12 protein-coding genes are annotated in these 13,800 nt (G+C 40.1%); 8 read left to right on the top strand and 4 right to left on the bottom strand.

The annotated features are described in order from the left end of the window. Positions 1–434 precede the first annotated feature (434 nt). Positions 435–2,192 carry an alpha-galactosidase gene (locus V5M37_RS10705; protein WP_423801902.1) on the bottom strand — a complete coding sequence of 586 codons (1,758 nt, stop codon included), beginning with the start codon at positions 2,190–2,192 and terminating at the stop codon, positions 435–437. 200 nt (positions 2,193–2,392) lie between these two features. Between V5M37_RS10705 and V5M37_RS10710 the strand changes: the two genes are divergently transcribed. Beyond that, a complete protein-coding gene (locus V5M37_RS10710) occupies positions 2,393–2,830 on the top strand; it encodes a universal stress protein (RefSeq protein WP_423801903.1) in 438 nt (145 codons plus the stop codon). 84 nt (positions 2,831–2,914) lie between these two features. Here the strand turns inward: V5M37_RS10710 and V5M37_RS10715 are convergent, their stop codons facing one another. The 3 genes from V5M37_RS10715 to V5M37_RS10725 are packed head-to-tail and all read right to left on the bottom strand — an operon-like array spanning position 2,915 to position 4,803. Then, positions 2,915–3,673 (bottom strand): ABC transporter permease, encoded by a 759-nt coding sequence (locus tag V5M37_RS10715; protein ID WP_423801904.1) that lies wholly within the window; start codon positions 3,671–3,673, stop codon positions 2,915–2,917. Next, positions 3,670–4,575 (bottom strand): ATP-binding cassette domain-containing protein, encoded by a 906-nt coding sequence (locus tag V5M37_RS10720; RefSeq protein WP_423801905.1) that lies wholly within the window; start codon positions 4,573–4,575, stop codon positions 3,670–3,672. The genes V5M37_RS10715 and V5M37_RS10720 overlap by 4 nt, the downstream gene beginning before the upstream one ends. Before the next feature lie 30 nt (positions 4,576–4,605). Beyond that, on the bottom strand, positions 4,606–4,803 hold the full coding sequence (locus V5M37_RS10725) for a PLD nuclease N-terminal domain-containing protein (RefSeq protein ID WP_423801906.1): 198 nt from the start codon (positions 4,801–4,803) through the stop codon (positions 4,606–4,608). Between the two features lie 669 nt (positions 4,804–5,472). On the opposite strand from V5M37_RS10725, the gene V5M37_RS10730 reads away from it, so the two are divergent. The 7 genes from V5M37_RS10730 to V5M37_RS10760 all read left to right on the top strand — a co-directional run bounded on the left by V5M37_RS10730 (position 5,473) and on the right by V5M37_RS10760 (position 13,572). Continuing rightward, positions 5,473–6,198, top strand: coding sequence for a metallophosphoesterase (locus V5M37_RS10730; protein WP_423801907.1), 726 nt, complete (start codon positions 5,473–5,475; stop codon positions 6,196–6,198). A gap of 63 nt (positions 6,199–6,261) precedes the next feature. Next, a complete protein-coding gene (locus V5M37_RS10735) occupies positions 6,262–7,230 on the top strand; it encodes an NAD(P)H-dependent flavin oxidoreductase (protein WP_423801908.1) in 969 nt (322 codons plus the stop codon). Between the two features lie 18 nt (positions 7,231–7,248). Next, positions 7,249–7,611 (top strand): hypothetical protein, encoded by a 363-nt coding sequence (locus tag V5M37_RS10740; RefSeq protein WP_423801909.1) that lies wholly within the window; start codon positions 7,249–7,251, stop codon positions 7,609–7,611. Positions 7,612–7,701: 90 nt separating this feature from the next. Beyond that, positions 7,702–8,346 (top strand): GntR family transcriptional regulator, encoded by a 645-nt coding sequence (locus tag V5M37_RS10745; RefSeq protein ID WP_423801910.1) that lies wholly within the window; start codon positions 7,702–7,704, stop codon positions 8,344–8,346. A gap of 175 nt (positions 8,347–8,521) precedes the next feature. Beyond that, positions 8,522–9,943, top strand: a complete 1,422-nt coding sequence (locus tag V5M37_RS10750) for an amino acid permease (protein WP_423801911.1) — start codon at positions 8,522–8,524, stop codon at positions 9,941–9,943. A gap of 101 nt (positions 9,944–10,044) precedes the next feature. Continuing rightward, positions 10,045–11,160, top strand: coding sequence for a M20 metallopeptidase family protein (locus V5M37_RS10755; protein WP_423801912.1), 1,116 nt, complete (start codon positions 10,045–10,047; stop codon positions 11,158–11,160). A 420-nt stretch (positions 11,161–11,580) separates the two neighbouring features. Then, entirely contained in the window at positions 11,581–13,572 is a 1,992-nt protein-coding gene (locus tag V5M37_RS10760; protein WP_423801913.1) for an alkyl/aryl-sulfatase, read from the top strand. Positions 13,573–13,800 lie beyond the last annotated feature (228 nt).

Consider the following 13,800-nt stretch of genomic DNA (forward strand, 5'->3'; position numbering starts at 1 on the left):
TATTTCCTAAACGAGTAATTCATGATATTAGGGCAATTGAACTAGTTTTGTTTAGAACAATTTAATTTTAGAAAAATCAAACTAAAATAGAGGAAATAGAAAAATTTTACAGAATTAAAATATAAACACGTTAATAAAATGTAGAAATTGGGTTTTAAAAACAATGTAAGCGCTTTATTGGTGACGCGAAGAGGATTTGGTTGCAAGGGATTTATGAAAAAAAAACACTAAAAGAGGTGTATGAAATGAAAGTAAGTCCACTTGAGTTTATTGAATGCGTTGAACTAATGGTAGCAGCTGAGGAAGATCGGTTAATATTAGACGGAACGAAGATAAAAATTTTAGGCGAAGAAGTGGAATTTTAAAATTAAACCATCGAGTAGCAACATCATAAATAAAAGCCGCACCATTTAGTGCGGCTTTTAGTATTGAGATCAAGCTGTTCTATAGAGTTGATATTTGTCCCTTATCATACTAAAGAGTTTTAATAAGATGATAAAAGTAATAAATAACATCATTGGAATGGCAACAAGCACGAAGGATTGGCTGTCTGTTTGAGCTTTCGGAGACTTTGCACTTTCTCCAATTGCATTCTTTCCGGTTATCACATACGAATAACTGCCACCGGCACGGAATGTAGCTGTCTTATCTTCAAAATTGGGTTCTGTTAGATTTGCTGCAATAGGTGTGTAGCCGCTGCTGAATCCAAATCTATTGATGGTTTTACGATAGACGGTATAGGATTCTGCTCCATATACGGGATTCCAAGTAATCGTAACGGAATTTTGATCTTTCCTGTCAACCATTACCCAATCTGGGGCAGCAGGTACTGTCGATATTTTTGCATGATAGGGAGTATATCGGTTTCCACTCAAGGAAGTGGGAATTACATGAACCATACGAGAAGCATGAGTGGAAAGTTCTGTGGTGAATCCTGAATCCATGCTGCCTAAATCCTGATGGCTCCACATATCATGCACCATTGCTGATCCCTCAACTCCCAAATCTGCCCATTTCACACTTACGTTTTGTGAGGATGGTCCGGTATTAAAGAGTCCGATATTGTAAGAACCGTCTGGTAGTTTTTGATAGAATACTTGAGAGGCAGCGGTTTTGTATAAACGTTTCCCTGCCGCTCCACTTTGGTTGGCCCCAATAATTTCGTCATTTGTTAACAGGCTGATCCCATAATCGTCTAGCTTCGTTAGGTCATTCCCAATCACAAACTGGGATGACGCGATCGCCCAGAGAGTTACATAAGATCGTTTTTCCTCCTCTGTCAGGCCATCCTTAACCCCGTTTGCCACATTGAGTGAATCAAAATCGTTCCACCCGCCAGGACCGGCATGCTCGTGCCACTCTGCGGCATCATTAAACCTTCTAGACACCTTTTTCCAATTTGTGAGAGTTAGCTTTCCATATGCCTCTACGTCGTGATCGGTCCGCCAGCCATTCGATAATTCCTTCCATGTTGAAGCATGTTTGATATCAAGATTATTGGACAGCTCCACATGTATCGGTCTTCCAGTTTTCTTCAACGCCTTTGCCCAGGCCTCGACGTCTTGAATATCCTGGTTGCGGACACCATCAATTTTTAGATAATCCACCCCGTAAGAAGCAAACAGCTGAGCCCACGAATCAATATACTCCTGTGCCCCCGGCTTGGAAAAATCAATGGCATACATATTCTTGAAATTAAAATTTACTTTTTGCCCTTTACTAAAATCCACAATATCTTTGGCGTGATGGGGCGTTCCCTCAATTGGCGTGTTTTGATCCACCGCGCCTTTTGGAATACCTAGTGTAACATAGAGACCAAACTTTAAGCCTTTGTGGTGGATATAATCTCCAAGTGCTTTCATCCCGTTTGGAAACTTCTTTGAATCTACCACCCACCGGCCGTATTTATCAACGGCGGTGGTCCAATCAAGCATATAGTAATCATCCAAGTTAACATATTGGTATCCGTGCGACTTGAATTTTGCAGCCATTACATCGGCTGCATCTTTGATGTTTTGCTCCGTAGGTTTTTTCCGGATCGAGCTCCAGCTGCTCCAGCCCATAAATGGCCGGTCTCCTAGACTATTATAGGAAGAAGCTTTTGCCTCTTCTATGTCAAATAGGAATACGGGAAAATTTCCACAAAGTAAAAATGAGAATGATAGCAAAGCTGTAATAATTTTCTTAAGCATAGACATTTCCCCTATAAGCAGATAGGTATTAATAAATCTATCATAATACAGAAAGTTCTATATTTTAATGAACAATATGTTCCAGCAAAATATGAAAAAATTCACATAATGTTCTAATCCACTCACGATCGGAAGTGTGAAAAAATTATATAATGAAAGTGAATAAATGGTATTTATACCAAAACGAGGGGGATAACAAAATGCTGACTGATTATTCAAGAATCGTGGTTCCTTACGATCATTCCGAATTAAGCAAAAAAGCTTTAAAAATGGCAATGAATCTAGTAAAGCAAGACGAAAAAATTGAATTATATGTTGTCATGGTTATTCAACCAGAAAACTACCTAGGTTACCATTACGCAGTTCCGATACAAGATCGGCGTGAGTCTCAGCTTAAAGCGATTGAGCCTGTCCGAGAAGAAATAAACCAAAAGCTGCTTAAACTTCCAAATAAAACAAGAACTTTTGTGTTGGAAGGGGACCCTGCAGGAACCATCATAGATTTTGTTAGGAAGAATGACGCCGATTTCATTGTCATGGGAAGCAGAGGATTAAGCGGACTGAAGGAAATGTTCTTGGGAAGTGTAAGCCATTATGTTGTACAGAAGGCAACATGTCCTGTTCTGATCGTAAAATAAAAACAAGAGGTTGTCCTTAACCATGAGGACAACCTTTTTATTAAGCTTTAACAAGTAAAATCAGAGTGAAAAAGAGTGTCAGCTTTATTTACGGACGGATGCCAGATAAAGGAAAACGAGTGCCAGCGCAAAGGTAATACCAAGCGGGAGAAGGAAGGGACCTTCTACTTTTCCTGCTGTCAATAGAGAGGCAGCGGCATTTGTCAGCTGTGCCGGGCTCCATTCCGTCCATTTATCGAGAAGAGAGGTCAACAAAGACAAAAGAATGCTAAAAACAAGCGCAAAAGCGGCTACAAGACCGCTGCTTTTCAAACGGCTGCTGAGGAAAACCGTGAATGTAAGCAAAAATAAAATCCATATGAAATAAAGCCCGGTTCCCTTTACTAGATTGATAAACGGGAAATCATCAATCAATAGCTCTGTATAATACCATGCTGAGAGCATGCCAAGAATGATTGACCCCGCACTCAGGAGCAGCGCACTTACCCATTTTGCTGTGATATAGGAGGCAAACCTTACCGGCTTGACTAGGATGGTTTTCATAACCCCGCTTCTCCGTTCGGCGGACACGATCCCCATGAAAGCAAGCACGAGGATGAGTACGCCCATTTGGTTGAACTGTCCCAGTGTCTGTGCAAGGACTTCACCACTTGAAGGCAAAGGTATTTTAATGACTGTTCCTTTCGGAAGGTTGCTGGCGTTTTTCATGATTTCTGGCATATAGTAGCTTGATACTGGCTGCATAAGCCCGAATAACATAAAGACCAATGGAATCCAGATTACTTTATAATTTCGGCTCATTTCCAGCCATTCTTTTCGAAATAAAACAAACCACGTTTTCATTTTCCCACCACCTTCATGAATAGGTCCTCAAGTGTGGTTTTCCCTACTGTAAAGCTCGTGATAAGAAGGTGCTTTTCGGTAATTTCAGCGAGAATCAGGCTTCTTGCTAATAAAACATCCTTGACAAAAATCTCCACTGTTTCATTTTTGGAGATGACCTTTGTGATTACATCCCATGATTCAAGGCTGCGGGCCCAGCCTTCCAGGTTTTCAGCCGCGGAAATAATAATGACGTCTTCCTGATAATTTTTGCGAAGATCGGGAAGAGAACCAGTGATGGCCAGTTTGCCATTATGGATCATGAGCACATCATCACAAACTTCCTCTGCATCATGGAGAATATGGGTTGAAAACAGAATCGTCATGTTCTCCTTCAACATTTTCATCATCTCAAGAATTTCCCGGCGTCCGACGGGATCCAATGCGGAAACCGGCTCGTCAAGCATTAGCAGTTTTGGTTCGTGAATCAATGCCTGGGCGATTCCAAGCCGCTGCTTCATTCCCCCAGAGTAACCGCCAATCTTACGTTTCTTGGCACCGGCTATTCCCGCAAGTTCAAGTAACTCCACAGCACGCTTTGCTGCCTTGGTCTTGGATAAACCAGAGAGCTCCCCCATAAAAACAAGGTACTCAACAGCATTCATCCATGGGAAAAATACCGGTTGCTGGGGCATATATCCGATGTGCTCTCGAAAATCAGTTTTTTCAACACCCAAAAATGTAATAGTTCCGTCTGTTGGTTTTTGCAGTCCAGCGAGCATTTCCAACGTCGTGGTTTTTCCTGCACCGTTCGGACCAATCATCGCCACACAGCGGCCTTCCTCAATGGAAAAGGACAGGTCATTTACGGCCAAATGCCTGCCGAATGCCTTGGTCAACGACTTAACTTCCATGATATTCATTTTTTACACACCCCTTTTTAAGGAAGCTAGTTATGAATGTTTTTTGCCAAAGATGAAGTATAAAATTGGGCCAAGAATACTTATAAAAAGAGTGATGAGCGCCCACATCCATTTCGGGCCATTTGTCTGCTCGACTTTTGAAAGATCAACCAATGCAATAATGATTAGAAGAAGCTGGATCCCAATAAGCGGTGCCACTAAAGCCCAGTTCAGATCTGAAAATTCCATTTGGTTCGCCTCCTTTACTATTCATCTATTAAAATCATAATCTTAAAATAGAAAATTATGTAAAGTGCTATTAATTATAATTTAGCGAAAAAGATGCTGGAATTTCAGGGAAATTAGTACAATTTTCTGACTTTTGGAGAAATTATGACAAGAACTTTCAGTGAATGCTGAATATTCCATTCACACTATTGACATATTTTATCAATTTCTTTGTTGTATATTTCGACACTCACATACAAAGTTCTTGTTTTTTTCATTCTTATGATGAAGGTCCCACATAGAATAAGGAATTAATTTGTAAAAAAAGGGTTTAAGTAGTCGGAATTTTTAAATTTTAATAACCTGCGAAGTTTGTTACAATAAAAAACGTGAAGGAATGTCGGAGGAATCGATAAAAAATTTTTTAAGAAAATGATTGGTTTGAGGGAGGGGTTTACATGGTATTCAAGGTAGCATTCTGGAGATTGTTAACAAGAAACCAGAAACTTAGATTACTGAAGCAAAAAGCTCACATAGAACATCATTCTGCGGGGCCCCGAGTATCTTAGGGGCTCTTTTTTTTATGTAAGTGCGTATAAAAATAAGAATATCAAAGGAATTTCCATACTTATTATTGAACTTAAATTGTTATAGATGTAATGGACAAGTCGATTTTTATGAGGTGAAACCTTGAGGAAAATTGTGATATCTGATATTCATGGCTGTGCAGCGGAGCTGGATCAATTGTTAACAAAAACTAATGCACAACCGGAAGAGGTTATTTTTTTAGGTGACTATGTTGATACAGGCCACGACAGTATGGCTGTCCTTGATAGAGTACGAGAATGGTGCAGTCAAGGGGCTGCTGCTTTACTTGGCAACCATGATGATATGTTTTTGCAATGGCTAGCTGAGAAAGAAATTATCTTTTATTATGGCAGGGTTGGCGGAATAGCGACGATAAACAGCTGTTTACATAGACTTGGTATGGAGCGGGTTGAATACTCAGAATTGCTGAATGATATGAAAAAGGAAAATGACATAAGAAACATCATCCTAGCTCATTTTTCTTCGCAAATTTCATTTTTGCAATCTCTCCCTTTATTTATCAAGGAACAGGATTTTGTTTTTGTCCATGCAGGAATCCATCCGAAAAAAGGGCTTGAAAAAACGACAAAAGTGGAGTTTCTAAATATTCGGGATGAATTTATTTACGAATATCAGCATCCGGAAACGGTCATTTTTGGCCATACCCCGACAAGAAGAATCCATAAACAAAACAATGTTTATTTTGGTCCAAACCGGGTAATCGGAATCGATGGAGGCTGTGCCTTCGACGGCCAGTTAAATGCATTAATCATAAAGGATGGAAATTTTGAGACGGAATCTGTTTTAAAAATAAAAGAAGGAAAATAAACATTATTTGGAGAATTAAAATTTAGTAGAATGTTAAAAATTTGAATGGAGGGACAAGAAAAAATGTCCAATATTCCAACAGTACTGAAGGACTTGCGTTTACCCGTAATTGGTTCACCACTTTTTATTATTAGTAATCCTAAGCTGGTTATTGCCCAATGTAAGGCAGGCATAGTTGGTTCCATGCCGGCGCTGAATGCAAGACCGGCATCACTTCTTGATGAATGGCTGCACGAAATCACGGAGGAGCTCGCGGCACATAACGCCCGTCATCCGGAGCGGCCGGCAGCCCCATTTGCGATCAATCAAATTGTTCACAAGTCCAATAATCGGCTAGAACATGATGTGGAAATGTGCAAGAAGTATAAGGTTCCTATCATTATTACGTCCCTTGGGGCACGTGAAGAAGTAAATACCGAAATACATAGTTACGGAGGTATTGTGCTGCACGATGTTATTAATAATAAATTCGCTCATAAGGCTGTTGATAAAGGGGCGGATGGATTGATTGCTGTTGCAGCAGGTGCCGGTGGCCATGCTGGTGTGAAGAGCCCGTTTGCCTTAGTTCAGGAAATCCGCGAATGGTACAATGGTCCGCTGGCTTTGGCAGGTTCGATTGCTACCGGCAGTGCTGTACTCGCCGCTCAAGCGATGGGTGCCGATTTTGCTTACATTGGCTCGCCATTTATTGCGACACACGAAGCGAATGCTGTAGAAGAGTATAAGCAGGCAATTGTCGATTCCACATCTGACGATATTATCTATAGCAGTCTGTTCACAGGTGTTCATGGAAACTATTTAGCACCATCCATTCGTGCGGCAGGGTTAGATCCTAATGCGCTCCCTGAAAGTGATCCGTCTCAGATGAGTTTTTCAGACGGCAGTTCGAAACCTAAGGCATGGAAGGAAATTTGGGGTTCTGGCCAAGGAATTGGCGTCATTAATAAAGTTAGCGGTGCTGGAGAATTCGTTGACAAGCTTTATCAGGAGTATATGGCAGCGAAAGAGAGACTAGGTTTGGTTGTTGTTTGATGGCAGGATAAAATAAAGGTGGAAAAACTGACTCAACTATTGGAGTCAGTTTTTTTATTAAATATCCATATTGCGAACAATGGACTGGATATCATTCATAATCTATTGTATCAACTAGAAAAGGTGTTCAATATGAGAAACATGAATGAAGTGCAAATACACCCCATCATCGGGCAGGCATGGACAGGTAAACATGTGATCCTGCTTCATTGTACAAATAATAATCAATTCCTGCAGCTTTATAAAAGCTATCACGCCCCGATTGAGCCTCCCCGACTCAACTGTGCAGAAACTTTATCGCAGCTTTTAAGTATCGGCTATTCTGTTGCGGCCATTACACCTATCTCTTCTAATCAAATTCAATATGTGCTGGTACTTTGAGATAGACCCGGGCGGAAAGCGTGGGTCTTTTCTTATTCCGCAGGTTTATATACAATATATATAATAAAGAATGTATTGGAGAAATGAATTATGGAATATTTATCACTGAAAGACCATGTTTATAATTATATTGTGGATCAAATTAACAGTGGGAAATTGCTTGCAGGGGCAAAGTTAAATGAAAACAATATTTGCGAAAGCCTTCAAGTCAGCAGGACCCCAGTAAGGGAAGCACTCATCCAACTAGCGTCAGAAGGGCTGATTGACAATGTGCCAAGGAAAGGGTTTGTCATAAAAAGTCTTACAAAAGAAGAGGCTGAAGAAACCTATTTTATCATCGGAGCATTGGATGGTCTCGCTGCTTCCTTGGCTGCACCGCTTTTAACCGAGAAGCACTTGAGTGAAATGGATTTCTACATACAGAGCATTGATTTGGCGCTGAATACCGAGAATTATCGAATGTATGATAAGATGCAGGAAGCCTTTCATGGTGTCTATTTATCCGTTTGTCCCAACAAAAGCTTAGTCAACCTTTTGCTTCAATGGGAAAAGAAATTTTTGAAAAATTTAGGGGAAGCCGGCTCACAGGAAGGCTTGAAAGAAAAACTATTGCAAACCAATAATGAGCATCGAAAAATGCTGGAGCTTTTTAAAAGTAAAGATACGGCTGAATTGGAAAGATTATTGAAAGAAGTCCATTGGAACCCTAAAAAGGTAGAAAACCTGCCACTATAAGAAGAAAAACCTGAAAGATTTTGTTGATTATTCGACAGAATCTTTTTTTTATTGACAGATAAAAATAAAATATATAATATAAAGTATACAAATAACTGAATATTTGAAAAGGTATTTAAATTGAAAGGGGTTTATTTTATTAAACTAGTAAATTAAAAAAAGGGGAAATTAATCTATGGCAAATAACACCAATGACCTTCAACGCGGCTTAAAACAGCGGCATATTACGATGATTTCCATTGGCGGAACAATCGGTACAGGTCTGTTCCTCGCTTCTGGTAATGTCGTTTCGAAAGCTGGCGCCCTAGGCGGCCCGATTGCCTATTTAGTGATAGGGCTTTTAGTGTTTGTTTTAATGAAAGGTCTAGGCGAAATGTCTACCTTCATGCCAGTTCCGGGTGCCTATACATCCTATTCGGGCCTCTTTGTTCATCCTGTATTGGGATTTATGGTAGGCTGGAATTTATCTATCAACGGATTTCTCGGCCTTGGTGCTGAAATCGTTGGGGGAGGAATGATTCTAAATCAATTTTTCCCTAGTGTACCTCCTACTGTCTTCTGTATCATCATTTCTTTACTGATCTTGGCCTTGAATTTAATCGATGTAAAATCATACGGGGAAGCCGAATACTGGTTTGCCGGCATCAAGGTTGTTGCTATTATTATCTTCTTAATTGTTGGTGTGTTAATGATTTTTGGATTGATTGGACATCAAGGGTTTATTGGATTATCCAACTGGACAGACAAGTCCATGTTCCCTAACGGGTTTGCAGCAGTTATTTTGATGATGACTGGCGTAATCTGGTCCTATCTTGGGGTTGAAACCGTTATTACTGCATCTGGAGAAACAGAAAATCCTCAAAAAAATGTACCTAAAGCCATCAATACTATTTTCTTCCGGGTATTGCTTTTTTACGTTGGTACCGTGACGGTCATGGGATTGGTCGTTCCTTACAAAGAAGTAAGCGTTTTAAACAATGGCTATGCCGGTCTGTTTAGTTTGGCAGGAATTCCTGGCGCTGCTGCAATTATGAATATTGTCATTCTGACTTCACTCGCATCTGCGGCAAATTCGATGATTTATGCCATTAGCAGAACGCTGGTCGCCTTGTCAAAAGAAGGAAAGGCTCCAAAAGCTTTGGGTAAAGTAAATAAACGCGGGATCCCGATGAATGCGGTTATCCTAACATTGTTCCTTGGACAAGTTTCTCTCATTACAAACTTCGTTTCACCTGATAAGGTGTTTGTTTGGTTAATCTCCATCGCTGGTTTCAATACGTTACTCGGCTGGTTCGGTAGTTTTCTTTCTCACTATAAATTCAGAAAATGGCTGGTGGCAAATGGCGGCTCAGTGGACAAACTAAAGTTCAAAATGAATATTTATCCACTTCCAACCATTATTTGTTTAATCGCATTAGTTGCGATCGCCGCTTATACGGCCTATAGTCCTGATACAAGATTTTCATTCTATATCGGAGCACCAATGCTAGTCTTGTATGCCATTATTGGTACCATCTTGTATAAAAAGGGAAAACTGAAAGATTCGGACTACAAGCCTTTCTTAGAGGCCCACATTAAAGAAACAGAAATAAAATAATGAATCTCACAAATTTTCATATTAGTACTGTGTAAGGCTGGTCCCTAGTTGCTAATATGTAAACTAGGGATTTGTCCTTAAATGGAGAGGAGAGAAACAGATTGGAAAAGAAAAACCTTGAATTGGCGGTGCAGCTTCGTCATGAACTACATGCACATCCTGAATTATCCAATTATGAAGTATGGACGAAACAACATTTAATTGATTTCCTACAAGCAAACACAAAGCTTGAAATCGTTGATCGGGGCCGTTGGTTCTATGCGATCTATCACTCTAATGTAGGAAAAAGAAACGTTGCCTTCCGTGCGGACTTTGATGCCCTCCCGATAGAGGAAACTATTAATCTTCCATACGGTTCGCAAATTCCTGGAGTGTCACACAAATGCGGGCATGACGGGCACTCCGCAACCCTTGCTGGATTTGCGTTGGAAATTGATCAGAAGGGCTGCGACAACAACGTCTACTTCTTATTCCAGCATGCGGAGGAAACAGGTGACGGTGCAGCAGAGTGTGCTGTTTTTATCGAGGAAAATAACATTGAAGAAATTTTTGCTTGGCATAATATGAGCGGTTTTAAACACAATTCCGTATTAGTCATTGACGGTACAGCCCATTGTGCATCCAAGGGAATGAGCATACATATGGAGGGTGTACCTTCTCATGCCAGCGAACCGGAGAAGGGAATCAATCCATCCTTTGCGATTGCCAAGGTCATCGATGCGATTCCTGGATTCATTGATCCAGCTGTGAACAAAGGTATTGTTCTATGCACGATTGTCCAAGTGGATATCGGTACCAAAGCGTTCGGTGTTAACGCCAGCAAAGGTGTGCTTAGAATGACAATCCGCGCCCTTTACGAAGAAGAAATGGATAAACTTCAGAAGAAGCTTGAGGATGTGGCGCTTGCGGAAGCGGAGAAGTATGGTCTAAAGGTAAGCTTTGAATACCAAGATGAATTCCCGGAAACAGCGAATGACATAGAAAGCTCCGATAAGATTCGTCAGGTTTGTAAAGATAAAGGATTCGATTTGATTGAGCTAGAGGAAGCGTTCCGCGGTTCCGAAGATTTTGGTCATTACACAAAACTCACAAAGGGAGCCTATACGTATATTGGCAACGGGGAAGAATATCCGAATCTGCACAGCTATGAGTATAACTTCCGTGATGATATCATCGAGACAGGTGTAGAACTATTCAAAGGTTTAGCGGATTTGTAAAATTTAACGAAAATAATTTAGAGGGTGTCCCAAATTGAAATAGTTTGGGCCCCTTTTTTCTTTGAAAAGCTGTTTTTTTAGGAAAATACAAGAGAATACCGTGTATCTATCAAATCAAGGTATACCTTCTCATGAATATAAAAAATATATCAGCGGATTTTCTCCCTAAATCAGCGGATTTTGAAATATATCAGCGGATTTCCCCATTATATCGGCGAATTCTAAAATATATCAGCGGATTTCCCCATTTTATCAGCGAATCCAAATGTGACCTAATTTATATATAAACAAAACTGAAGTTACTATCAATAATAGTAAATTTACTTAAAAATATTTTAATTATAAAATGAATTTAGATAATTTCAAAAACTAAGGTATCAGCTAGAAGGAAGGATACTTTCAAGGGGAGGTTATAACAAATTGGCGAAAAAGTCGTTTATGAGAGGGACGGTATTGGTTCCAGTTGCTTTTATGTTATTGCTAGGTTCAACTAATGCAAGTGCTGACACAAGTAAGCCGATGCCTGCATCTAGCACTACCATCCTGGCCAATAAGGCAGTGTACAACCAGTTGGATTTTTCAAACAGGCAAGATTTTGAAGATGCCCATAAAGGATTTATTGCGCCTTTACAAATGGATCCAATAAAGAATCCAGCTGGGAATGTGATCTGGGACAGCAATCAGTATTCGTTTATAAAAGAGGATGTCCCGGCAGCGCATACGGTAAACCCAAGTTTATGGAGACAAGCCCAATTACAAAATATTTCCGGCTTGTTTAAAGTCGTCGACGGAGTCTATCAAGTTCGTGGTCAAGACTTGTCTGTTCTTACCATTGTCGAGGGGAAAACAGGATTAATTGTTTTGGATACGCTCTCAACCGTGGAAACGGCTAAAGCGGCAATGGAACTTTATTTTCAACATCGTCCTAAAAAACCAGTTAGCGCCATTGTCATAAGTCATAGCCATGTTGACCACTTCGGAGGAATTAAAGGGGTAGCCCAATATGCTGCCGATCCAAAAAAAGTTCCCATTATTGTACCGGACGGATTCAATAAAGAGGCACTAAGTGAAAACGTTCTTTTAGGCACCATCATGTCCCGGCGGGCGGGCTACATGTTTGGCAATCTCTTGCCTGCCAATGAACAAGGTTTTGTCACGTCCGGCATTGGACCAGGATTAAGCAATGGAACTTTTAGTTATATGCCACCAACCGCAGAAATAAAGGATCCTGTACAAACAATGGTAATAGACGGGATTACTTTTTCGTTTCTATTAACACCAAACACGGAAGCTCCTGCTGAAATGCACTACTATATTAAAGATTATAAAACACTGGTAGTAGCAGAGAATACAGGACACACCTTACACAATATTTACACGTTAAGAGGTGCCAAGACCAGGGATACTTTAAAATGGGTAGAGGCACTTGATGAAACAATCGATTTATATGGTAGTGAAGAAATTGACGCCATGGTGACCGCCCATTCCTGGCCAACGTGGGGTAAAGATCGTGTGTTCGAACAACTTAAAAACCAGCGTGATTTGTATAAATACATTCATGACCAAACCATCCATATGGCTAATTTAGGCTACACCGCGGATGAAATTGCCGAAAAAATAAAGCTGCCCGAAAGCCTGGACCAGGTTTGGGCGAATCGTGGTTATTACGGGACACTAAAGCACAATGTTAAGGCGGTATATAACTATTATTTAGGCTATTTCAGCGGAAATCCTTCCGATTTGGACCCGTTGCCGCAGGAGGAAGCGGGGGCTAAATATGTTAAATACATGGGCGGCGAGAAAAATGTCCTTAAACAAGCAAAACAAGACTACGCCAAAGGTGAATACCGCTGGGTTGCGCAAGTGTTAAAGCATGTGGTGATGGCAAATCCCAATAATGAAGAAGCAAAAGAATTACTTGCCAAAGCATATGAGCAGTTAGGATATATGGCAGAATCCTCTGTCTGGAGAAACTTTTATCTGACAGGGGCCCAGGAGCTAAGAAATGGAGTGGCAGAACCGAAAGGCTCGGGCGGCATGATGAATCTCGATACGCTTCTGAACATGCCGATGGATGATTTCCTAAACTTAGTCTCGATTAAGTTAAACGGAACAAAGGCTGAAGGTAAAAATATGACTTTTAATGTGTCGTTCACAGATTTAAAAATGAACTATACGATTACCTTAGGAAACTCTGTTGTCAATTATAAGAAAGGCCAAACGTCTTCAGAGCCTGATGCCACGTTAGCATTAGATCGAGTAACATTCTATCTTATCGCTCTAGGAAAAGAAGATTTGGATAAAATGGAGGCTTCCGGAAAGGTATCCGTTACGGGAAACAAGGAACAATTTAAAGAATTTTTATCTTTACTGGATAAATTTGATCCTAAGGTAAATATCGTGACACCATAAAAATTTAAATATGTGCCGGTTCCAAATTTATGCGGAACCGGCACAACTCAAATTTGATTGAATGATTATTTATCAATTTAATTTATATCATCATAATAATCACTTAATTTTCTTAAATTTATTTTATGGTAAAATTAATTCCAAGATTAAGAATATTTCCAACTATTAATCTAACATAATCAATCAGACGTATCAACTTTGTTCAACTAGCTAGTCATTATTTATAAA

The sequence above is a fragment of the Neobacillus sp. SAB-20_R2A genome, assembly GCF_049568635.1.
Classification (GTDB): Bacteria; Bacillota; Bacilli; order Bacillales; family Cytobacillaceae; genus Neobacillus; species Neobacillus citreus.